This is a genomic window from Tenacibaculum profundicola (assembly GCF_057220795.1).
This window is the reverse complement of record NZ_CM170137.1, coordinates 1,375,276-1,398,317: the sequence shown is the minus strand read 5'-3', so window position 1 is coordinate 1,398,317 and position 23,042 is coordinate 1,375,276. Positions and strand designations below refer to the sequence as shown.

The following is a 23,042-nucleotide window of genomic DNA, read 5'->3' as shown; positions in this document are numbered from 1 at the left end:
TTGATTGAAAATTTACTACAAAAAGATAAAGAACTACTTATATTTCTAAATAATTTAGGTAGTGAACGATATGATAGTTTTTGGTTAACGATAACTAATCAGTATACATGGATACCTTTGTTCGCCTTGATATTGTTTTTGGTATTAAGGGACAAAGGTTTGATAAAAGGAGCTTTTACATTAGTTTTTATAGTTGTATTAGTGTCCTTTTCTGATCAGTTTACAAATTTAGTTAAGAACTTTACCGAACGAGTAAGACCGTGTAATACAGAAGAAATTCAAATGTATTTGCGTCAATTCACATATAAACCAGGAGGGTATAGCTTCTGGTCTGGTCATGCATCATTATCTACAACGTTTAGCGTATATATGGTGATGCTGTTTAGAAAAAAAATAAAACTAATATTTCTATTAGTCCTATTTCCAGTACTTTTCGGATATAGTAGAATATATTTGGGTGTTCATTATCCAGTAGATGTCGTATCTGGTTATATTTCAGGAATCATTTTAGGGCTGCTATTTTACCAATTGTATAAACTTCTATTTAAAGCAGTATTTAAAGAAAAATACCAATAATAATTTATTGATATACAGTAAAAGAAAGTGTTTTCATTTGAAAATGCTTTCTTTTTTTTATTATATAATTTAAATATAGTATCTTGCATTTATTATGCATGCATAATAAAAAAACAATAAACTATCAAATTATGACGAAGTACAAACATATTTTTGAACCTCTTGATTTAGGGTTTACAACATTAAAAAATAGAGTTTTAATGGGGTCAATGCATACGGGTTTAGAAGAAGAAAAAAATGGGATAGAAAGAATAGCTACATATTATGCCGAAAGGGCTAGGGGAGGAGTAGGTTTGATAGTTACTGGGGGTATATCACCCAATATTCAAGGATGGACAGCACCTTTTTCTGCTAGAATGAGTACAAAAAAACACGCCAGAAAACATAAGGTAATCACAGAAGCTGTTCATAAGGAAGGAGGAAAAATTTGTATGCAGATATTGCATACAGGTCGCTATGCCTACCATCCTTTCAATGTGGCTCCTTCGGCTATAAAAGCACCTATAAATCCATTCAAACCTTTCAAGTTAAAGCAATCTGGAATTAAAAGAACCATAAAAGATTTTATTAACTCAGCGACGTTAGCAAAAGAAGCAGGTTATGATGGGGTCGAAATCATGGGATCTGAAGGGTATTTGATAAACCAATTCATCGTGAATCGAACGAATAAGAGAAAAGATGGATGGGGTGGAGCCTACGAGAATAGAATTAAACTACCTATTGAACTTGTAAAAAGAACAAGAGAGGCCGTTGGAGAAAACTTTATCATTATCTATCGTTTATCCATGTTAGATTTGGTTGAAAATGGAAGCACGTGGGAAGAAATCGTGCATTTAGGTAAAGAAATTGAAAAGGCCGGCGCATCAATTATTAACACTGGAATTGGTTGGCATGAGTCAAGAATACCAACGATTGCCACCTCAGTACCGAGAGCCGCATTTACTTGGGTTACCCAAAAAATGAAAGAGGAATTATCGGTTCCGTTGATAACGTCTAATCGAATCAATATGCCCAGTGTTGCCGAAAAAATACTTGCTGAAGGTCATGCAGATATGATATCGATGGCAAGGCCTTTTCTAGCTGATCCAGAGTGGGTAATAAAAGCCAAAGAGGAAAGAGATGATGAAATAAATACATGTATTGCTTGTAATCAAGCGTGTTTAGATCATGTATTTCAAAAGAAAATAGCAAGCTGTCTAGTGAATCCTAGAGCTTGTCATGAAACTGAACTAAATTATGATTTAGCAGAAAAGAAAAAACGAATTGCTGTTGTAGGGGCTGGCCCTGCAGGATTGGCGGCATCTACCGTAGCAGCGAAAAGGGGGCACGATGTTACCTTATTTGATGCTGATACTGAAATTGGAGGACAGTTTAATATTGCTAAGCAAATACCGGGTAAAGAAGAGTTTTACGAAACTATACGTTATTTCAAAAAGCAAATCGAATTACATAATGTCACTTTAAAACTCAATACAAGAGTAACGGCAGAAGATCTAGCAAAAGAGAATTTTGACGAAATTATTCTAGCAACAGGAATTCTTCCAAGAACCCCAAAAATTCAAGGAATAGAGCATGAGAAAGTGCTAAGCTATATTGATGTGATAAAGCATAAAAAGAACGTAGGGAAGAGAGTAGCAGTAATTGGAGCTGGAGGAATCGGGTTTGACGTATCTGAATACTTATCTCATGAAGGTGAAAGTACGAGTCAAAACATTGATGCTTGGCTTCAAGAATGGGGTATTGATAAAACGATGAATTCAAGAAGTGGTATTGAAGGGTATACTAGTAAGATAGATCCTTCTCCTCGGGAAATTTTTATGTTTAAGAGAAGTAAAGGTAAATTTGGTGGAAATTTAGGGAAAACCACGGGTTGGATTCATAGAGCAACGCTAAAAAAGAAGAAAGTACAGTTTATAAATGAAGTTCAATATACTAAGATTGACGATAAAGGATTGCATTATATACAGAATGAAGAAGAGAAGATCTTAGAAGTTGATAATGTCATTATCTGTGCAGGTCAAATACCTTTTAAAGCATTGTATGAACCTTTAATGGACAAACAGGCAACAGTACACGTTGTAGGTGGTGCGGACGTTGCCTCCGAGTTAGATGCGAAAAGAGCCATTAACCAAGGAAGTAGATTGGCTGCTAAGCTATAAAACGTTTGTTTATAGCGGATTGCCTAACGTTTATTATACGGCATAATTTTCATAAAAAAAGCCCCCATCGTACCGTTCAATAAAGGTAATGATGGTGGGCTAATTGCACTTGGGGGGAACAATTATATGTAACTATTGTCATTTTGTTTTCGATTACAAAGAAACTACCATTATACTTTTTTCCATATCTCGTTTACGACAGATTTTTCAATGATTCGGATTATATGTGTTGCAAATACGTCATTTTTTTATCAAGACTGTGAAATGTTATAAAATGTGTGTGAAACTCTTTAAATAGCTATGGTATTGGTTCATATTTTAATATAGAGGAGTGGATTTATACAAAAACACTATAGATATATAAATCACTACTTTGTTGATGTAGCTATGGTTGTTTAATGAGTTTCAAGTCAATGGTTTGAGTATGTTTATGCACCTATTTGAACTATTGTTTTCAGTTTTTACAAATAGTTATTGTTTCAAAAACGACAAATCGTATCTTATTTTGTTAATTATTTGTTATTTTGCTGGTTTAAAGCAAGTTAAAACATTGTTTTTGAATTTTAAAAGAACGCGCATGAACTTTATACAAATAAGGAATAAACTATATGTTCATCATAACTTAGTGGTGGTAGCATGCACTCTGTTATTAATGAGTTGTCAATTTAGTAGTGAAAAAGTGAGAGCAACTAAAAATAGTATCGAATTAAATGAAAAAGAGTTTGATTCGATACATAATATTCTCCTCGGAAAAAATAAACCTTCCCAAGTATCTGAAACCATCTACACATTAATTAAAGAAACAGAACAGCTAAAAGATTCAGAAGACCTGATTAAGCGCTACCGTCTGATAGTACCTTATTATATGCTGATTTATGATTACAAAAATGCAGATAGATATATAAATAAATTAAGAACTATTTACAAAGAACATAATACTTGGAAGGAATACGTAAGCCTAAGTAAAAGCATAGCGATGTCGTATCGAGATCAAAAAAGATACGATGAAATGGAACGCATTTTGAAAGATGGAATTAGAGTTGCACGAGATAAAAATGTTAAAGTGTATGACTTATTACCTATTCATGAATTGGCTGTTTTTTATAGCTATGATGTAAATGATCATAATAAGGCAATCAAGTATGGAGAGATGTTTTTTCAAAAGCTTAACGAATATGATTCTTTAAACATTGAAAGAAAAATAATAAATACCATAAAGAAGGAAGAACCCTATGTAATGAATCTTGTATTAGGGAAGTCCTATATAGAAACGAATCAATTAGATAAGGCGTATTTAAACTTATCGAAAGCAAAAGAAGAGTATGCCAAAAGAAGAGATTATGAAAAGTTAGAACGTGTTCATAGTAACTTTATCGATTATTATTTAAAAGTTAATAATGTTATAAAGGTAAGTGAACATAAACGTGAATATATTCAATTTCATAGAAGACATAAAGATTCATTAATATCAAGTTTTAAGAAAATAACAGAAGCAAAACTGAATTTGGCAGAGTCAGAAAGAAAAGTTTTTGCATTAGAGGAAGAAAATAAGAGAGAACTTCTTCTAATTGGTTCTATTGGGGCATTCTTAATACTAATAGTAATATTTCAGAGATACTTTTTAAAATTAAACTATCAAAAGAAAAAAATTACTATGGAACTTGAGAAAGAACACGAATTCAATAAATTTAGAGCATCATTGTTTATTAATATTGCTCATGAAATAAGAACACCTATTTCATTGATTTTAGGGTATCTAGAGTTGTCTTCGCAAAAAGGAGTGGGAAAAGGTGAGGTTCAGAGATACTTTAATGAAATTAAAAGAAATAGTAATAAGGTAATAAACAATATATCAGATATCATCTATTTATTGAAAGAAGGAAAGGATAGTGAGGATTTAAAACTTGAGAATATTATCATAGAGCCATTTTTACAACAACAATTTTTCTCTTTTGAAAGTATAGCAAAAATTAAAAATATAGAATTGAGTTATAAAATTAAACTTCCATCAAATTATGTTCTGAAAACAAACGCAGGCAAACTTGAAAGTTTAATTAATAATTTAATAAGTAATGCTATTAAGTTTTCTCCGAAAAATACGAAAGTTACTTTTTTAGCATTCCTAAATAATGAATATTTAAATATAAGAGTTTTAGATGAGGGTAGAGGAATTAGTTTGGAAAATCAGAATACTATTTTTAGCAAATTTTACCAAGAAAATAAAACAGGTAAATCTGAAGGATTTGGTATTGGGTTGGCCATAGTTAAAGATATTGTAGATAAGCTTAATGGAAAAATTACCTTAGACAGTAAGCCGAATGAAGGAACAACTTTTAATGTTTTACTGCCAATATATAATAAGGAAGACTATGACGAACCTGAAGTAATAACTAAAAAGTATAAAAGTGATTCGAGTATGGAGGTTACACATCATAAATTTTCGAAGAAAGATTATAAACTATTGATTGTAGAAGATAATCCTTATATGGTTGATTATTACGAAAAAATATTGACGCCATTATATGATTGTGAATTTGCTTTTAACGGAGAAGACGCCTTAGTTGTATTACAAGATAAAACTTTCGACATGGTTATTTCTGATGTGATGATGCCTAAAATGAATGGGATTGAGTTTAGAAAAAGATTGAAACAAATGCCTGTTTATGATGATATACCTTTTATTATGATTACTGCGCTAGGATATGAAAAAAATAAAATAGAAGCTTTTAATATCGGAGTTGATGACTATATCGTAAAGCCTTTTGGTAAGAATGAATTGATCGCAAGAATTAACTGTTTGATTGATAACAAGAAAAAAAGACAAACTTGGAAGGAGACACAACCTGAAAACGAAAATGAGAAAGAGATTGAAACTTTCGATCAAAAAAATATTAATAGATTACATACAATAGTTCTTGATAATATTGAAAAGGAAGATTTTTCGGTAGGAAGCCTGGCAAAAGAAGTTAATTTTAGTCAGAGAAAACTGGAAAGAATGATTAAAAATTTAACAGGGCTAACCCCTGTTAAGTTCATCCTTGAAGTGAGATTACAGGAAGCTTATAAAAAGATTAAAAATAGAGAAGAGGCAGATATTAACAGCGTAAGATATGCGATAGGAATAAAAAGTGCTTCGTATTTTTCAATTAAGTTTAAAAGTCGTTTTGGAGTGAGTCCTAGAGATTTGTTAAAACAAAATTAAATTGTTTTCTCCTAGAAAAATGCGATAACACCAGTGGTGAAAAACTAAATATTAGCTTTTCTATTTTTCTTGTTTAAATAATTACGATATTTGCGTTTCACTTTATGCAAAGAGATTCTAATAAAATGGATCTTTTTACGATTAAAAATCTAAATAATTATGGCAATGAATAAAAACACAGTTCTTGGTTGGGCTACATTAATAATGATTTTGATGGGGATTTTACTTGTGGTCTTGGCAGTATTTAAATATGATGAAATAGCAGGATATGGATTTGGTGCTGTTGGTCTTGGTTTTTTTGCAAATGCATGGGTGTTTAATGCCCTTAAAGGAAGAGTTTAATAACGTAGAGAAAATTAAAGAATACAATAATGAGTGACGATAAGAAAGTCATCTTTTCGATGAATAAGGTTTCTAAGACCTATCAAAGTACAGGAAAACAAGTTTTAAAAGATATCTACCTAAGTTTTTTTTACGGAGCTAAAATAGGAATTTTAGGACTTAATGGATCGGGAAAATCTACACTGTTGAAAATTATAGCAGGAGTAGAGAAGAATTATCATGGAGATGTTGTTTTTTCACCAGGGTATAAAGTTGGATATTTAGAACAAGAACCCCAACTAGATGAAGAGAAAACGGTTTTAGAGGTTGTTAAAGAAGGGGTTGCTGAAGTTGTTGCTGTATTAGATGAGTACAACAAGATAAATGATATGTTTGGTTTGGAAGAAGTGTATTCTGATGCAGATAAAATGCAGAAGTTAATGGACAGACAAGCTGAACTACAAGATAAAATTGATGCTTCTAATGCATGGGAGTTGGATACAAAGTTAGAAATCGCCATGGATGCATTACGAACACCTGACTCCGATAAAAAAATAGGGGTTTTATCTGGAGGTGAGCGTCGTAGAGTCGCTTTGTGTAGGTTGCTACTACAAGAGCCAGAAATTTTGTTGTTAGATGAGCCTACAAACCATTTAGATGCTGAATCAGTTCACTGGTTAGAACATCACTTAGCACAATATAAAGGCACTGTAATTGCGGTAACTCACGACCGTTATTTCTTGGATAATGTAGCTGGTTGGATTTTAGAGCTAGATAGAGGTGAAGGAATTCCATGGAAAGGAAATTATTCATCTTGGTTAGATCAAAAGTCAAAAAGATTAGCACAAGAAAGTAAAACAGAATCTAAAAGACAGAAAACATTAGAACGAGAGTTAGAATGGGTTCGTCAAGGAGCAAAAGGACGTCAAGCAAAATCAAAAGCTCGTCTTAAGAATTATGATAAACTTTTGAATCAAGATCAAAAGCAAATAGAAGAGAAATTGGAAATTTTCATACCCAATGGACCTCGTTTGGGAACGAATGTTATAGAAGCTAATGGGGTTTCTAAAGCATACGGAGATAAATTACTTTATGAGAATTTAGAGTTTAATTTACCTCAAGCAGGGATAGTTGGTATTATTGGTCCTAATGGAGCTGGGAAAACTACTATTTTTAGAATGATCATGGGAGAGGAAAACCCTGATGCAGGAACTTTCTCAGTGGGTGAAACGACCAAAATAGCCTATGTAGATCAAAGTCACTCGAACATTGATTCAAATAAAAGTATTTGGGAGAATTTTTCTGAGGGACAAGATCTAGTAATGATGGGAGGTAAGCAAGTCAACTCAAGAGCCTACTTAAGTCGCTTTAATTTCTCTGGAAATGAGCAGAATAAGAAAGTTTCCGCCTTGTCAGGAGGAGAGCGTAATCGATTGCATTTAGCAATGACTTTAAAAGAAGAAGGGAATGTACTTCTCTTAGATGAGCCAACGAATGATTTAGATGTAAATACCTTAAGAGCTTTGGAAGAAGGTTTAGAAAATTTTGCTGGCTGTGCCGTAGTTATATCGCATGATAGATGGTTTTTAGACAGAATATGTACACATATTTTAGCGTTTGAAGGTGATAGTCAAGTGTATTTTTTTGAGGGATCATTTTCTGAGTATGAAGAAAATAAGAAAAATCGACTCGGAGGTGATTTAATGCCTAAACGAATTAAGTACAAAAAACTAATAAGATAATAAAGAAAAAAAGCGGTCGATAAAAAGATCGCTTTTTTTATGAGCTTAGGGTATCCTGTAAATGTGTCTGTGAAAAAGATTCTAATTCATTCACTGTTGATTTTTCTGGTTTTTCGGATAGCGAATTTAAATATTCGATAACTTTTGTAGCATCGATTGCTTCAATATTTTCTTTTTCATGTAAATCTGGTAGACGCTTCATAAAGTAATTTTGTAGATGAGCTATGAGGTAAACTAGGTCATTGCAATATATAGAAGGGTTGTTGAACCCATTTTTCTTACTATACCTGTGTACAAGCCTTCCTCCCATACAAATTTCATTTAACGGGCATTGTGTACACTTGTAGCATAATTTGTCGTTATAGTTTCCAAAATATAAGTTTCCAAGCGGGGAGTTCTGTATATCAGAAAAATAGTTTTTATTTATATTTAAACCAGTTTTTGTGAAGCCATTGCCACAAGCTTTTAATGAATCAACCGCTTCGATTTCTCCGTTAGTTTCTATAATCAATACTTTTGATTCGTTTTTAACCTGTTCATTAACTCTTAAAAGACTATTTAAAAACCCAACGAACATTGGGATTTTGAACCTATCAATATCATTGATCCAAATGTCAAATAATGTAATGAGCCAGTTAGCCATTATGTTTTTATCTTTTTCGAATGGAAAATTATCATGAGTATAGTCGGGAATAAGAAAGTTAACTGAAGTGGCATTCATTTTTTTAAAACTGTCGTAAATTTCTTTAGGGCTTTCGGTTGTATTGATAACGCAAGCAATATCTGCATGCCCCAGTTCTTTTTTTAGTAATGAAACACCTTTAAAAACAGTATGGTAACTTCCATTGCCTTTGTGGTCAACTCTGTACATGTCATGGGCTTTCTCAGTCCCATCTACACTAATACTCGGATAAATATTTAGTTGTTGGAAGAGCTGCAACCAAGAATTGTCTATGAGTACTCCATTTGTTTGCATTTCATATGAAAACGTTACATTATTTAGCTCTTTCTCTAGTAAGTTAGCATTTTTGATAAAATAAGAGTAAAAGTCTTTAGGTGCTAATAGAGGTTCCCCTCCATGGAAAATAAATGAAAAATGATTTTTGTTATATTTTTGGATATATAATTTAACCTTTTCTAAAATAGCATCAACGGTAGTGTACGACATAAACTTTGGCTGTTTTTTATACGTTGTATCGCCAAGGTTGTACATAAAACAATATGAACAGTTTAAGTTGCACCTGCTAGCAACTTTTATAATTAGAGCATCAAAAACCATAGTGTAAAGAATTATATGAAAGGAAAGGAATTATATCAAGTTGTTAGACAAGATATAATTCCTGTGTGTTAGTTTATACAGACAAAGAGTGTGCTCTTGTATCTGCAACAGCAATCGAAATGCATTTACCTAATCTGTCAGACCATACTTGACCATTAGGGCAACGTTTCCCGCCTCCTGTTGGATAATAGATGTCATCAACTGGTATATCTTGGGCCCCGCCTTTAACATTCTCTAAATTTTCAATTTGTAAATCAGAAAATTTCTCTAATCCTTTTGGTAAAAAAAAGTTAGTTTTCATTGTTTAATATTTAATAATTATGCCTACTCTATTATGATTTTCGGCTTCCTCAGTTATTATGATACGCGCATCTAAATAACTCATGTTTTTTATGTAGTGTTTATAATAGGTAATCATTACCCAAAAAAAATATGGAGATGTATTTTATATAGTAAAGTTTACGAGTATATACCTGTCTTTCTTTGAGAGGATTATGATTGATTGCATGTTGTTAATGTGCAGTATGTGAGTGTTTAGTGGGGTTTTGTTATAGGTTTGTTTTATTATTTAGCATTATTTGTTTAGGAGACCTTTACTTTAGCTTGTTGGTATCATGTCATGTTTTGGTTCCGTTTTATTTGCCGCGATATTGGTATTTAACTATAGTAGTAGTAGCTTTACTGTGTATTGGGTTTTGTAATTAGAGAATACGCAGTTTTTAGTCTTACGCTACTTTAATTAGTATTGAATGATGTGTTTAATTTGGTAGTGCGTGGAGTAAAATTTCTAATTATTAGTTAAATGAAATAACGAATTACTTGGATATGATTATTTAGATTTTACACTATTTGTAAGTGTCTCAAATTAATACCTTTTGACTATTTCTATTCCTGTTAACAATGGGTTAAATATATGTTGTAGTGGGCTAGGTTATTTTTCTAGAGATTTGTTTTTTCTAGAATATCAGTCATTTTTAGACCTGAAGTTTTATTCTTTTAAGAATTTATTGTATCTTTGAAACCTCTTAGGAGACGTCCTAAGATCTTTTTCATAGCAATTTTCCCACTCAATCTTTGAGTGGGTTTTTTTATATAGGTCGATTATGTTAAAAATGGTATTTACTAACGTGTATTATAATGGTTTATACTTACTTAATTTTTAGTATTTTCACCTATTGTTTATTACGATTTAATGTTGTAATATCGTGAACCGGTTATAATGAGATTTAAAATAAGCATAAGATAGATACTTATAAAGCTATAGTATATCTTCAATATTCAATTATAAAGGGTTTAAAGGCTGTTTTTGTGATAGCCATTAAAAGAGTAGGGTTGATACAGGTTTAGCGTATTCTCTTTTTAGTTTTATTGACAAAGAATTAAACTTACAAAGTAAGATCATAAACAAACCATAAAAAATATTTTATTTTTTTGGAAAAGAAAGTTTGCTCCTTCGGGAGCATTTTTTTAGTGAAAGAGTTGGCTAAAAATCAATCTTGAAAAATTGTTGCTAAACCACAATAACGGATCTTGATGTAAAAACAGCGCATAAAAAAACTTGCTTTCACAAGTTTTTCTTTAATCCCCTAAAAAAAATCCGAAGCCTTCACTTCGGATTTGCGGAGAAAGAGGGATTCGAACCCCCGGTCCTGTTACAGACAACGGTTTTCAAGACCGCCGCATTCGACCACTCTGCCATTTCTCCTTTTTGCCTCATCAGATATTTCCTGATTGCGGGTGCAAATATAGAACCTTTTTTTAATTATCAGGAGTTTTTTTAGGCTTTTTTTTTGATTATTTTTAGTGTTACAGTATAATCGTTTTACTATCAGGTAGTTTTAGGTTTAAAAAAAATATGATTTTATTTTATATAAATAAAGAAGTTAGAATAGATACACTAAAAAGAAAACAGAAGAGAAAATGAGCTGTAATTATTGCCATTTAATTGTGTACTTCTAATAAATAATTCTACTTTCGTTTCTAAATTAGTTGATATGTTTAATTCATTCGGAAATATTTTAAAATTGACCACTTTCGGTGAGTCGCATGGAGCTGCAATTGGAGGGATAATAGATGGTTTCCCTGCAGGGGTAAAAGTAGATTTTGAGGCAATTCAAAATGAATTAAACAGACGGAAACCAGGTCAATCAAAGATTGTAACCCAACGAAAAGAACCAGATCAAGTTGAGTTTTTATCTGGTATATTTGAAGGGATTACTACTGGAGCGTCAATTGGATTTAGAATTCAAAACACCAACCAAAAGAGTAAAGATTATAATCATAATACGAATGTATACCGTCCATCTCATGCAGATTATACCTACGACAAGAAATATGGATTTAGAGACCATAGAGGAGGAGGAAGAACCTCTGCTAGAGAAACGGCAAATTGGGTGGTAGCAGGAGCTTTGGCGAAGCAATTAATAGCACATATAGATATCAATGCGTTTACATCTTCCGTTGGTGATATTTTTATGATGAAACCTTATCAGGAGATTGATTTTTCAAAGACAGAAAGCAACATTGTTAGATGCCCTGACAATGCAGTAGCCCAGACAATGATCGAAAGAATTAAGCAGATAAGAAAAGAAGGAGATACCATTGGAGGAACCGTCACATGTGTTGTTCAAAAAGTACCTGTTGGATTAGGAGAACCAATATTTAATAAATTACATGCAGAGCTTGGGAAAGCAATGCTGTCTATAAATGCTGTTAAAGGATTTGAATTTGGTAGTGGATTTTGTGGTGCCAAAATGAAAGGGTCTGAACATAACGATATATTTAATTCAGATGGAACTACACAATCGAATTTATCTGGAGGTATTCAAGGTGGAATTTCAAATGGAATGGATATTTATTTCAGAGTGGCTTTTAAACCAGTGGCAACTATCATGCAAAACCAGTCAACAATTGATTCGGATGGAGAGACAACCGAAATACAAGGAAAAGGAAGGCATGACCCTTGTGTTGTGCCAAGAGCCGTTCCTATCGTAGAAGCATTAACGGCATTAGTTTTAGCTGATTTTTGGTTGCTTCATAAAACGAGAACAAATAACGAGAGTTTTTAGTTAGCTCTTTTCTGTTATAATTAGCGCTTAAAGCATTTTATTCCGATGACTAAGCACATAGGTGTAGATCGTTCCAGAAAGCGCTTATATGCGCTTAAAATGGCGTTTAGAAAATCCAGTAGTTCTTTTTGTGTCAATAAAATTAACTATAACTCAGGAAACTTCTATTTCTGAAGTTGATGTATAGTATATTGCCAATAAGTTAGGAGGTTTTCTAAAGTTTCAAACGAATACATTTGAGACATCAAATACAATAGGCCTTATACCGTATTTTAGGTAAAATTACACAATTATTTCCTTGCGGTCATGCTTCTGTTTTATAGTGTTGGTCATTTGAAACTAATAGAGAAGTCAGTATTAAAATACGATCACCTATAGATCGGCATTTACCATAAATAATTATGGTTGGTAAATAAACCTCAGAATTGTATTATTCCATTTACCATTTTCTTTTACAGTAAGTTCAAACAATTACTGGTATAAGATACTCAACAACCTTACAATAGTAATCACATGATTCTTTTAAAACTTCGAATAATTGTTTTGAAAATACGATAGAAAAAGTAATTCTAAGAATTTACAAAACGGACTTCTTGTCTTCTGGAGGTGTATTAAGGTTCTTTAGCTATTATTTTTTCGTAAACAAAAAACTAATAGGTATTTCAATGATTGTTAAGTAGTAAGGTGTTTGTTTAGAGTGATATAGTTCATTTAGATATAGCCTTTACAACTTAAAAATAACCTTCTAAAACTTTAAAGATGATACAAAAATTGAAAGTACCGTTGCTCATACTAATATTTTTATTAGTAAGTACTAATTATTGTGTGCATGCACAGCGCGACATAAGCAGTAATTCCGTTGAAAAATGGAAAAAACAAAGCTTAGATTTACATAAAACAAAGAGATTTCGGAAAATCGAAAACCTAGATAAAAAAGAAAGTAACAAAGTTGTAGATGCCCATCCACTAGTGACTAAGAGCCTTTGGGATACCTTATTTCCTTATCGATTCGGTGCTAGGGATATTGGAGGGGGAGTATGGGTATTGGATCCTAAAGATGATTTTTACACTTATGAGTCTTTTGTAGAGGCGATTCATAGAATGGGAAAAATTAAAGTCAATTTTGAGAGAAGATGTGGTACTAATGCCTACAAAATTACTCGTATTGATAAAACCACTGGGGAATCAAAGCTAATTAGATTTGATGCTGATTTTGAGGCTCCAAGAAATGTGGACAAAGAGATTATAACGGAGGAAGTAGATTATGGTTCGTTTTTAGAACTCGGAAGTATTGAAATTCGGAAAAGGGAGCTTATGGCATTTTTTGCTAATATATCACATGAAACCACAGGGGGGTGGGAAACAGCTCCTGGAGGAAGATTCTCATGGGGTTTACATTTTAGAGAAGAGCCAACGATGGCCTCATATGCATACCCTGATATAAACTATCCACCAACACCAGGGAAATCGTACAAAGGAAGGGGGCCTATTCAATTGTCGTATAATTATAATTACGGTCCTGCAAGTGAATTTATATTTGGCGATAAGCAAGTTTTATTAGATAACCCAGAAAGAGTTATAGAAGATGCAGCACTAGCCTTTCAAACAGCTATATGGTTTTGGATGACACCCCAGTATCCAAAACCATCAGCTCATGATGTTATGACAAAGAAATGGATACCAAATGATTTGGATAAAACTAAAAATAGAGTAGCTGGATTAGGAATGACGGTGAACATTATTAATGGAGGCGTAGAATGTGGGCAAGGAGCAGAGAAACCACAAGTTATTGATAGGATCGGTTATTACGAGCGTTATGCTACAATTTATAATGTTGGTACAGATATGGATGGTGTTCATGATTTATCTGATTGTGGTTGCAAAGACATGAGCAAATACGGTGGAGATTCTTCAGATTTAACCGCTGAACCTTGCGCCCAAATACCTAGAGTTACATTTATTTCACCCATAGATAATCAAGTAGTGAAACAAGAGGTCTTTTCAGCTATTAATGTTAGTTTGGAAGTGGATGAGAAAAATTCAGTATTACAAACATTAACTACTAAAATCGGAACTGATATATTCAATGGAAAATTATTTACTTGGATACCTGACAGCTATGGAGTTCATACGTTGGCAACCAATGCTAATTTTAAAAACGGAGACAGTGCATCTGCATCGGCAAAACTTATTATATGGGATGGTGTAACTATTGATTGTGCAGGTATTCCTGAATGGAAATCCACGAAAATTTATGATACAGCAGATAATTATGTAAAGTACAACAATGTAATCTATAGAAATAAGTGGTATGCTGCAAATGGTTCAGTACCTGAGAGCAATGAAGTTTGGGAGAAAGTTAAAGATTGTGAAATCAATACTGGAAATCCACCTGTTGTTACTTGGCAAACCCCAACGCAAAATCAAGTGATAGAAATGACAACTTTATCACCAATAGCATTAAAAGCAGAGGCTACTGATAAAGAGGGTTCAATAGTGTCTTTTTCATTTAAATACGGAACAGTGATAATTTCATCTACAAAAATAGGTAATGAATATATAGCCGAATTCACACCTGCTGCCTTCGGAGAAGCTACATTAATTGCGATGGCTACCGATAATAATAACACAACAACGAGTAAAGAAGTGTCATTTACTATTCAAAAAACAGGACGGAATACAACACCAGTAATTTCTGGTATTATACCGAAAGATGTTGCCGTAATTGAACAAAATGAATTGACAGCTATAGACCTAAAAGCAAAAATAATAGATAATGTTTCTGTAGAGTCAGTTGAATTTATGGTTAATACTGAGGGAGTATCGGTCACATCAGAAGCATCTGATATCTACTCAGCTGTTTGGATGCCTGCTTATTTTGGGAGTGCTACCTTTAACATAGTTGCAGTAGATAATGAAGGAGCAAGTGTTTCGAGTACTACTACTTTCGTTATTAAAAAGAAAGGTGTTGGAACTATTTGTGATACTATTCCTGCTTGGGAAGCAAAGATATACGCAAAGGCTGGTACGGAGGTCGTTCATGATGGAATTAAATACAAAAACAAATGGTATGCTTCAAGTACAGAAATTCCGGGTAGTAGTGATGTTTGGAATTATGTGCAGTCATGTAGTGATGCAGGTACTACGTATTGTGGCTTATCGGCTTGGGTTGCCAGTAAAATCTACGATACTGGTGATAAAGTGTACTATGATCAAAAAATATATAGAGCCAAATGGTGGACACAGAGTAGTATTCCGAGTGAAGTAAACGAATGGAGTTTTGTATCTGATTGTATTCAGAATAGAGAGAAATCAAGTGTGAAGAGATTCGAATTTTCAACCTTAGTAAAGGACAAAATTACTATGAAGATTGATATAGAAGAACAATTAATAGTGAGAGTAGAGTTGCATAATCTTTCCGGTCAATTAGTGAAAACTTTAATAAGAGAAAAAAGTTTTAAAGGTTTGAAAGAATTTGAAGAAAGTGTATCGGATTTAAAAAGAGGGTTTTATGTGTGTAGAATTCGGATAGGGAGTGAGGTGTTCACAGAAAAAGTGATATTAATAAAGTAATAATTGAAGTTCAAATGTAAAGACGGTAAGGAATTACCGTCTTTTTGTTTTAAAATAAAAATCAAATTGTTAAATTCGAAAAAAGGAAAGAAATGAGTGGTTACGAGCGAATATTGGAAATTTTAACCGACAACTGGGAAAATGAAATTTCGATTAAAAGGAATGAGTTTCTTGTTAATGCTGGCGATATTGAAACCAATTTATATTTAGTAACTAAAGGAAGTATACATGTTTTTATTGATGATGGAATCGAGCAGCATACCATTCGGTTTGGATATCGCAACTCGGTGATTACCGCACTCGATAGTTTTTTGACCGAGAAGCCAACAACATTTTATATACAAGCGATTAAACAAAGTGAACTGAAAGTAATATCGAAAAAAACATATTATAATTTAATAAACTCTCAAGAAGAGTACCTAGTTGTATGGAATAAGTTATTAGAAGAATTTGTTTGCCAACAAATAGAAAGAGAAATTGATTTAATTACGTTTTCACCACAAAAAAGATTTGAGCGACTTATCAAAAGAAGTCCACAAGTATTTCAGGAAATTCCTCAAAAATACATTGCGTCGTATTTGCGAATGACGCCTGAAACTTTGTCTAGAATAGTTAAAAGTCTTGATTAGAATCAATAATTATGTAATTTAAAATAGTCATTTTTGACCCAAACAGTATATAATGATTTTTACAACGAACCAACTAATAGCAACATTAAAAGGTCATACGAGGGCACATATAGAATATGTGATTTCGTTAAAAACAGTACCAGAAGCAGTATTACAACAAAAGGAAGCGGTGACTGTATGGTCTGTATTAGATTGCGTGGAACATCTAAATAGGTACGCTAAATTTTATAATAGAGAAATCAAAAAAAGGATTGAAACGGCTAATGGGGCAACATCTACATCATTTAAAACAGGGTATTTTGGAAATAAATTTGCATTAGCTATGCTGCCAAAAGAAGGAATGACGAAAATGAATACCTTTAAAAGTAAAAACCCAATCTACTCAAAATTAAGTAAAGATGAGGTGCTGAGTGATTTTGTCAATTATCAAAATGAACTACTTTGTTTACTGGAATTAGCCAAAGAAAAGAATCTATCAAAAATAAAGACCTCGATTACCTTACCACTTTTGAAATTTAGATTGGGAGATACTTTACGTTTTGTTATTTATCATAATGAGCGACATATTGAGCAAGCGAAGAATATATTATGCCATGTCTAATACGATTTACAAATAAATATTTCGCATATCTATTATTTCTTTTGTAGGTATTTTTGCGTTATAAAACTTAACCATAGCTTGGCTATGCTAAAGTTTTATGCCTTAAACTAACTTAAAATAATTCAATACCTATACACGAAATATTTATCTGTAAATCGTATAATATTAATTTATCGACCGTAGTTGTTTATGGTAACTGCTGGTTTATAGGTAAGACAAAAGCGTGACTGAAAGGAAACAATAACCTGCATAACTTAAGAATCGGTATTACAACAAATAAAAAAAGCCAGCGTTTTTACGCTGGCTTTTTTTATTTGTTTGTAAATATTAGGCTAGCATTGTAACCGGGTTTTCTAAATACATTTTTAACGTTTGTAAGAATTGAGCTCCTACAGCGCCATCAACAGTTCTATGGTCACAAGCTAAGGTTAACTTCATGGTGTTACCAACTACGATTTCTCCATTTTTAACGACTGGCTTTTCTACAATAGCACCTACCGATAAAATGGCAGAATTAGGCTGATTGATTATAGATGTAAAGCTCTCAATACCAAACATACCTAAATTAGAAACCGTAAAGGTACTTCCTTGCATTTCATTTGGAGCTAATTTTTTATTTCTTGCTCTAGTGGCCAAATCACGAACCCTAATGTCAATTTCATTAATGTTCATATAATCAGTGTGTTTTAGCACTGGCACAACTAGACCATCGGGTACGGCTACGGCTACGCCGACATGAATGTGTTTGTTATATATAGTTACATTCTCATTCCAAGTAGTATTTACTTGCGGATGTCTTTTCAATGCCATAGCACAAGCCTTCACTACCATATCATTAAACGACACTTTAGTTTCAGGCATTTGGTTAATGATTTTACGTGATTCTATAGCGTTGTCCATCGTTACTTCTATATTCAAGTAGAAGTGAGGCGCACTAAATTTAGAGTTGCCTAGCGATTTAGCAATAGCCTTACGCATTTGAGAGTTTTTAACTTCTTCTGTGCTTTCTTCTCCAGCAATAGCAAAGCTTGTAATTCCAGGTGTAGTGTTTGCTACTTGTTTAGGTGTCGCTTCTGTTTTCGCTACAGGTGTAAAGTTTTCGACATCTTTCTTTATGATTCGTCCATTTTCACCAGAACCTTTGATGTCAGCTAAATTGAAACCTTTGTCTTTTGCTATTTTCTTAGCTAAAGGAGAGGCTAAAATACGTCCATCTACCGAAACAGTAGGAACTGTTTCTTCTGAGGGGGTTTCAGTAGCTGAAGAAACGGGAGTGTTATTTTGTGTGTCTTCTTTTTTATCTGAAGCCTCAGTAGTATTACTAAAGCTTCCAGATTTATAAGCATCAACCAGTGCACTCACATCTGTTCCAGTAGTGCCAACAATGGCTAATAAACTGTCAACAGCAGCTGTTTCTCCTTCCGCTACACCAATGTGTAAAAGCGTTCCTTCATAAAAAGACTCGAACTCCATGGTAGCTTTATCTGTTTCGATTTCAGCTAAAATATCTCCTTCTTCAATCTTATCTCCAACTTTTTTTAGCCATGAGGCCACGGTTCCTTCGGCCATCGTATCACTTAAACGAGGCATGGTTATCACTTGAATTCCTTCAGGAATAGTCACCTTTGTGGTTTCTGCGTTAGTTTCTTTTTCGCTAGGAGTTGTGTCTTCAGGTTGTGCAGCGTCAGTAGTATTAGGACTTAATAATGACGAAAAATCTTCACCTTCTTCTCCAATAATAGCTAATAAGCTATCAACGGGAGCTGTTTCGCCTTCCTGAACACCGATATGTAATAAAGTACCTTCATGGAACGATTCGAACTCCATAGTAGCTTTATCTGTTTCAATTTCAGCTAAAATATCTCCTTCTTCAACCTTATCTCCAACATTTTTTAACCATTGTGCCACAACACCTTCTTCCATAGTGTCGCTTAAACGAGGCATGTTAATTACTGTAGCCATATTTTAATAAGTTTTGTTGGATTTATTATTTTATAAATGGATAATCTTCTTGTTCGTACACCATATCATGCAATAGATTCAGGTCTGGGTACGGTGAATCTTCTGCGAATTTTTCACATTCTTTCACTAAATCTTTCACCCCTTTATTAATTGCTTCGATCTCTTCGTTTGAAGCATATTTTTTATCCTTTATAATATCAAGAACTTGAGTTATAGGATCTATTTTTTTATATTCTTCTACTTCTTCTTTTGTACGATAGTGTTGTGCATCAGACATAGAGTGACCTCTATATCGGTAGGTTTTCATTTCTAGGAAAGTAGGACCATCACCTCTACGAGCACGTTCTATGGCTTCGTCTACGGCCTCAGCAACTTTTATAGGGTTCATGCCATCTACAGGTCCGCATGGCATTTCATACCCTAAACCAAGTTTCCATATATCAGTATGGTTGGCTGTTCTTTCAACAGAAGTACCCATAGCATACCCATTGTTTTCAACAATAAATACTACTGGTAATTTCCAGTTCATTGCCATGTTAAAAGTTTCATGTAAAGAGCCTTGACGCGAAGCGCCATCACCGAAATAACATAAGGTTACGGCATCACTTCCTTTATATTTGTCACCAAAAGCAATACCTGCTCCTAGTGGAATTTGCCCTCCAACAATACCATGACCACCATAGAAACCATATTTCTTTGAAAATATATGCATAGAGCCTCCCATGCCTTGCGAAGTACCAGTAGCCTTACCATACAATTCAGCCATAACCCTTCTTGGGTCTTCTCCCATACCAATTGGTTGAACATGGTTACGATAAGCGGTAATCATTTTGTCCTTACTTAAGTCCATTGCATGAATTGATCCCGCCAAAACAGCCTCTTGACCGTTATATAAGTGTAAAAAACCTCTTACTTTTTGTTGAATGTAAACCGCAGCCAATTTATCTTCAAACTTTCTCCAAAATAACATGTCTCTATACCAGTTGATATAGGTATCTTTGGTGATTTCCTTCATTATATATTAGTTGTTTATTTATAGTTTGTTTGTTTTGATTGTTTCAAAACGTAACCACAAAAGTAGTAGTTTTTAATAATTTAAAAAAAGGTTCTTGCTAAAAGTTGCTTAAAGGGTTTCGTTGTTTTAAATTAGGGGCGCGACTATTTTTCTTTTGCTATGATAATAGACGCTTTGGCTCCAGTTGCCAAATTCCATTCATTGGAAGATATTAGCATACCAGTATCATTATAAATTTTAAAGGCAGCCGTATTTGGCCCTGAAGTTCCTTGGTTTAAGGCTAAGATTTCAATGGTGTTAACTCCTTCGTCAAGAGGGATATTGAATGATTGGAATCGTTGTCGAAGTGTAATATTAGAAACTACGGGTATGCTATTGATTAAGATAGTAACTTTATCTCCATCTGGGTATTGAAAGTCTCTACAAATAATAGTTACACTTTTTGATTTGGTGCTAAAGCTTCCTAAATCTTGATCTATCACAGGATATTGAAACAAACCATTTATTTTCTTAAACGATTTTAAGTATTGCTCTTCAGCCACTTTTGCTTTTGTTAAAATACCTTTATTCTTATAGGCTTCATCCGCTTGTTTTTGCTTTCGTTTTTTTTGTTGTTCTGTGTGGGCATTTTTAAAACCAGCGTCATTCTTAAAGTCCAATGCTTTTGGCTTTTGAACTTCTTTTGCGGGAATATTAAAGTTGCCTAAAGATGTATTTCCTTTGTTATTTCCACCTAAAGAACCATCTAATTGAGCAAAACTCATGGTAGATATACCCATTAAAAGCAACGAAAAATATTTAATTTTCACAATCATAATTTATAGCTAAGCAAAGATAATGCCGATTTTATACGGTTTGTCCAAATAAATCGTTAAAAAGTACTATTTTATTTTGAAATCAAAATAAGTACTAGGAAAAGGCTCGTTTCGCAAAGTAAAGTGCCACCATTCACTTTTATAGGGACGAAATCCGTGTTTCGACATAACCTTTTGTAACAGTTTGCGATTTTTTTGCTGTTTGTATGTTAGGTTTTTAAAGTTTATATGTGATGAAATACCAAAAAAATCATATGGACTCCCCATATCCAATTCTTTACCAGTGGTTAAGTTAACAATGGTTAGGTCAACGGAACTACCTCTTGAATGCCCAGATTTAGAGGCTATATAACCCAGTTTAAATAAATGGCGTTTGTTTACATTCGGATAGTATTGTTTTTTCATTAATGTATCCGTTGTAACTTTTGCCCATCTCACAAAATGATTCACAGCGGTTTGCGGGCGGTAGGCATCATAAATTTTTAGGCTTAATTCTTTTTGTAAAAGCTCATTCTGAACTTTTTTTAAAGCCTGGGCGGTTAGTGTAGAAGTTACAACTACATTATTTTCATAACCATCAATGGGAACACCGACAAAATTATTGTGATTGCAATAGCGTAATTCACTTAATATACTTGGAGCAACATCGTTTAAATAAGAAAAGCCTTCAGGTAAATTTTGACTTTGAACAAATGAGATGAAGAATAAAAACAAAGGAAGTACTCGTATCATGACGTAAAAATACGAAATCGAATAAAATTCAATGTGTGAAATGGTTATATTTTAATTAATACCATTTTACCATTTGAATTTACCGAAGTAAAACGTCCTTTTTCCCTTTTTATTTCAATATAAAAAGAAATCATAGCTACTGCTATTATTGACTTTTCTTTCTTATATAAAGAAAAGAACACTCATTTTCTTTTATAGTAAATCCAAACAATAACTAGTATAAAGCAAAAAAACAGGTTCTTTACATAATTATATGATGAATACACAAAAGCCAAAACTTTTCAGTTTTGGCTCGTAAACTAATAAAACCAAGTATTAGTGTCACTAGATGTTAGCTAGCTAATGCACTAATGTTTTTCATGTTAAATGTTGTAATTAAAGCCTTAAGCTTGAAGCAACTTTTTAACATTTTTATTACCGCTACATTTTACTGTATTGGATGAGATATTTTTCTATTTCTGATTGTTCGTATTTCTTAGCATAATCTAAGGCTGTTCGTCCATTGTTTTTAGTGTTTAAGCTTGCTCCATTTTTAAGTAAGAGCTTTACGGCTTTGAATTGCCCGTACTTCACTGCATACATTAGGGGTGTTTTACCGGTGCATTGTTTTTCTAGATTGACATTCCTTCCAATGAAATATGCAAGAGACTCAAGTGATTTCATTTTTATAGAAATAGCCAAATAATTATATGAACTTCCTCTAACTTCATGGCATTTGTTGAGGTCGTCATTGGAAATAAATTTATTTAAAGATTCAATATTAGATTCCTTAATTGCCAGAAGTATGTCCTTTGAGGTCTCTTGTCCAAATGTAATATTACTAGAACTTAATGTAAGTAGGAGTATGGTGATTATTTTAAATGTGTATTTCATATTTTGCTCGTTTGTTTTTGATACTATCTTTAGTGTAGGCTTACAACCTTTGTCATTTTCCATTGATGATTGTCTTTTTTCCAAATGGCAACGAATTTACTTGGGTTGGCTTTCGCATTGGGCTCTAGTGAATTAAAAAACGTATGGTATCCTATTTCGACAGCCCCGTAGTCATGAATTGGATAGACCTCGATACTTCCTTCAATTAAGATGCGTTTTACCTTGTTGCAAATATTCTTTTCTATAGAAGATAAAATATTCTTTTTAGAAGTTAATAGCCCGCCTTTGTCATGAAAAAACTCAATATCCTCGCTTAAAATTTCAGCTTGTGTTTTCATGTCGCAACTATTATAGGCAGTAAAGTAAAGGTTGTCCATTTTTACAATTTCATCATGTAATTGAATGTCAGTAGGGGTGTATTTCGGGATTTCTTGAACTTGCCCATTCATAACCCATGAAACCAACAAGGCCCAAACCAATGATAAAAGCTTCATA

General features: G+C 33.1%; 18 protein-coding genes and 1 tRNA gene. 9 read left to right on the top strand and 10 right to left on the bottom strand.

Annotated features, from left to right (window positions below; all coding sequences use genetic code 11):
- The 5 genes from AC2TDS_RS06100 to ettA all read left to right on the top strand — a co-directional run bounded on the left by AC2TDS_RS06100 (position 1) and on the right by ettA (position 8,000).
- On the top strand, positions 1-576 hold the full coding sequence (locus tag AC2TDS_RS06100; RefSeq protein WP_484738229.1) for a phosphatase PAP2 family protein: 576 nt from the start codon (positions 1-3) through the stop codon (positions 574-576).
- A gap of 131 nt (positions 577-707) precedes the next feature.
- Complete coding sequence (locus tag AC2TDS_RS06095; RefSeq protein WP_484738228.1) at positions 708-2,735, top strand: oxidoreductase; 2,028 nt, start codon at positions 708-710, stop codon at positions 2,733-2,735.
- Between the two features lie 577 nt (positions 2,736-3,312).
- A complete protein-coding gene (locus AC2TDS_RS06090) occupies positions 3,313-5,937 on the top strand; it encodes a response regulator (protein ID WP_484738227.1) in 2,625 nt (874 codons plus the stop codon).
- Positions 5,938-6,102: 165 nt separating this feature from the next.
- Positions 6,103-6,279 (top strand): CAL67264 family membrane protein, encoded by a 177-nt coding sequence (locus AC2TDS_RS06085; RefSeq protein ID WP_484738226.1) that lies wholly within the window; start codon positions 6,103-6,105, stop codon positions 6,277-6,279.
- Positions 6,280-6,308: 29 nt separating this feature from the next.
- Entirely contained in the window at positions 6,309-8,000 is a 1,692-nt protein-coding gene (ettA, locus tag AC2TDS_RS06080) for an energy-dependent translational throttle protein EttA (protein WP_484738225.1), read from the top strand.
- A 37-nt stretch (positions 8,001-8,037) separates the two neighbouring features.
- Here ettA and AC2TDS_RS06075 read toward each other — a convergent pair whose 3' ends face one another.
- From AC2TDS_RS06075 to AC2TDS_RS06065, 3 genes are all read right to left on the bottom strand, one after another.
- Positions 8,038-9,279, bottom strand: coding sequence for a radical SAM protein (locus AC2TDS_RS06075; protein WP_484738224.1), 1,242 nt, complete (start codon positions 9,277-9,279; stop codon positions 8,038-8,040).
- Between the two features lie 73 nt (positions 9,280-9,352).
- Positions 9,353-9,580, bottom strand: a complete 228-nt coding sequence (locus AC2TDS_RS06070) for a tumor necrosis factor receptor family protein (RefSeq protein ID WP_484738223.1) — start codon at positions 9,578-9,580, stop codon at positions 9,353-9,355.
- A gap of 1,319 nt (positions 9,581-10,899) precedes the next feature.
- Positions 10,900-10,984: transfer RNA gene (locus AC2TDS_RS06065), tRNA-Ser, on the bottom strand.
- A 289-nt stretch (positions 10,985-11,273) separates the two neighbouring features.
- Here AC2TDS_RS06065 and aroC point away from each other — a divergent pair.
- From aroC to AC2TDS_RS06045, 4 genes are all read left to right on the top strand, one after another.
- On the top strand, positions 11,274-12,347 hold the full coding sequence (gene aroC / locus AC2TDS_RS06060) for a chorismate synthase (protein WP_484738222.1): 1,074 nt from the start codon (positions 11,274-11,276) through the stop codon (positions 12,345-12,347).
- 759 nt (positions 12,348-13,106) lie between these two features.
- Positions 13,107-15,920 (top strand): glycoside hydrolase family 19 protein, encoded by a 2,814-nt coding sequence (locus tag AC2TDS_RS06055; protein WP_484738221.1) that lies wholly within the window; start codon positions 13,107-13,109, stop codon positions 15,918-15,920.
- A 92-nt stretch (positions 15,921-16,012) separates the two neighbouring features.
- Complete coding sequence (locus AC2TDS_RS06050; protein WP_484738220.1) at positions 16,013-16,549, top strand: Crp/Fnr family transcriptional regulator; 537 nt, start codon at positions 16,013-16,015, stop codon at positions 16,547-16,549.
- Between the two features lie 52 nt (positions 16,550-16,601).
- Positions 16,602-17,150 carry a DinB family protein gene (locus AC2TDS_RS06045; protein ID WP_484738219.1) on the top strand — a complete coding sequence of 183 codons (549 nt, stop codon included), beginning with the start codon at positions 16,602-16,604 and terminating at the stop codon, positions 17,148-17,150.
- Positions 17,151-17,477: 327 nt separating this feature from the next.
- Here the strand turns inward: AC2TDS_RS06045 and AC2TDS_RS06040 are convergent, their stop codons facing one another.
- The 7 genes from AC2TDS_RS06040 to AC2TDS_RS06010 all read right to left on the bottom strand — a co-directional run bounded on the left by AC2TDS_RS06040 (position 17,478) and on the right by AC2TDS_RS06010 (position 23,041).
- The gene (locus AC2TDS_RS06040; RefSeq protein ID WP_484738218.1) at positions 17,478-19,112 is read right to left on the bottom strand and encodes a pyruvate dehydrogenase complex dihydrolipoamide acetyltransferase; all 1,635 of its coding nucleotides are present in this window, start codon (positions 19,110-19,112) and stop codon (positions 17,478-17,480) included.
- Positions 19,113-19,137: 25 nt separating this feature from the next.
- Positions 19,138-20,127, bottom strand: a complete 990-nt coding sequence (gene pdhA, locus AC2TDS_RS06035; protein ID WP_484738217.1) for a pyruvate dehydrogenase (acetyl-transferring) E1 component subunit alpha — start codon at positions 20,125-20,127, stop codon at positions 19,138-19,140.
- Between the two features lie 143 nt (positions 20,128-20,270).
- A complete protein-coding gene (locus tag AC2TDS_RS06030) occupies positions 20,271-20,942 on the bottom strand; it encodes a hypothetical protein (protein ID WP_484738216.1) in 672 nt (223 codons plus the stop codon).
- Between the two features lie 66 nt (positions 20,943-21,008).
- Positions 21,009-21,674, bottom strand: a complete 666-nt coding sequence (locus tag AC2TDS_RS06025) for a M15 family metallopeptidase (protein ID WP_484738215.1) — start codon at positions 21,672-21,674, stop codon at positions 21,009-21,011.
- A 44-nt stretch (positions 21,675-21,718) separates the two neighbouring features.
- Positions 21,719-21,856 (bottom strand): hypothetical protein, encoded by a 138-nt coding sequence (locus tag AC2TDS_RS06020; RefSeq protein WP_484738214.1) that lies wholly within the window; start codon positions 21,854-21,856, stop codon positions 21,719-21,721.
- 238 nt (positions 21,857-22,094) lie between these two features.
- A complete protein-coding gene (locus AC2TDS_RS06015) occupies positions 22,095-22,547 on the bottom strand; it encodes an ankyrin repeat domain-containing protein (protein ID WP_484738213.1) in 453 nt (150 codons plus the stop codon).
- Between the two features lie 29 nt (positions 22,548-22,576).
- Positions 22,577-23,041 carry a nuclear transport factor 2 family protein gene (locus tag AC2TDS_RS06010; RefSeq protein ID WP_484738212.1) on the bottom strand — a complete coding sequence of 155 codons (465 nt, stop codon included), beginning with the start codon at positions 23,039-23,041 and terminating at the stop codon, positions 22,577-22,579.
- Position 23,042 lies beyond the last annotated feature (1 nt).

Bases quoted from the DNA above. Each gene is read 5' to 3' on its own strand.
- aroC (WP_484738222.1), top strand. From the start codon at position 11,274: ATGTTTAATTCATTCGGAAATATTTTAAAATTGACCACTTTCGGTGAG.
- AC2TDS_RS06030 (WP_484738216.1), bottom strand. From the start codon at position 20,942: ATGATTGTGAAAATTAAATATTTTTCGTTGCTTTTAATGGGTATATCT.
- AC2TDS_RS06025 (WP_484738215.1), bottom strand. From the start codon at position 21,674: ATGATACGAGTACTTCCTTTGTTTTTATTCTTCATCTCATTTGTTCAA.
- AC2TDS_RS06015 (WP_484738213.1), bottom strand. From the start codon at position 22,547: ATGAAATACACATTTAAAATAATCACCATACTCCTACTTACATTAAGT.
- AC2TDS_RS06040 (WP_484738218.1), bottom strand. From the start codon at position 19,112: ATGGCTACAGTAATTAACATGCCTCGTTTAAGCGACACTATGGAAGAA.
- AC2TDS_RS06055 (WP_484738221.1), top strand. From the start codon at position 13,107: ATGATACAAAAATTGAAAGTACCGTTGCTCATACTAATATTTTTATTA.
- pdhA (WP_484738217.1), bottom strand. From the start codon at position 20,127: ATGAAGGAAATCACCAAAGATACCTATATCAACTGGTATAGAGACATG.
- AC2TDS_RS06075 (WP_484738224.1), bottom strand. From the start codon at position 9,279: ATGGTTTTTGATGCTCTAATTATAAAAGTTGCTAGCAGGTGCAACTTA.
- AC2TDS_RS06010 (WP_484738212.1), bottom strand. From the start codon at position 23,041: ATGAAGCTTTTATCATTGGTTTGGGCCTTGTTGGTTTCATGGGTTATG.
- AC2TDS_RS06070 (WP_484738223.1), bottom strand. From the start codon at position 9,580: ATGAAAACTAACTTTTTTTTACCAAAAGGATTAGAGAAATTTTCTGAT.
- AC2TDS_RS06045 (WP_484738219.1), top strand. From the start codon at position 16,602: ATGATTTTTACAACGAACCAACTAATAGCAACATTAAAAGGTCATACG.
- AC2TDS_RS06095 (WP_484738228.1), top strand. From the start codon at position 708: ATGACGAAGTACAAACATATTTTTGAACCTCTTGATTTAGGGTTTACA.
- AC2TDS_RS06085 (WP_484738226.1), top strand. From the start codon at position 6,103: ATGAATAAAAACACAGTTCTTGGTTGGGCTACATTAATAATGATTTTG.
- AC2TDS_RS06090 (WP_484738227.1), top strand. From the start codon at position 3,313: ATGAACTTTATACAAATAAGGAATAAACTATATGTTCATCATAACTTA.
- AC2TDS_RS06050 (WP_484738220.1), top strand. From the start codon at position 16,013: ATGAGTGGTTACGAGCGAATATTGGAAATTTTAACCGACAACTGGGAA.
- ettA (WP_484738225.1), top strand. From the start codon at position 6,309: ATGAGTGACGATAAGAAAGTCATCTTTTCGATGAATAAGGTTTCTAAG.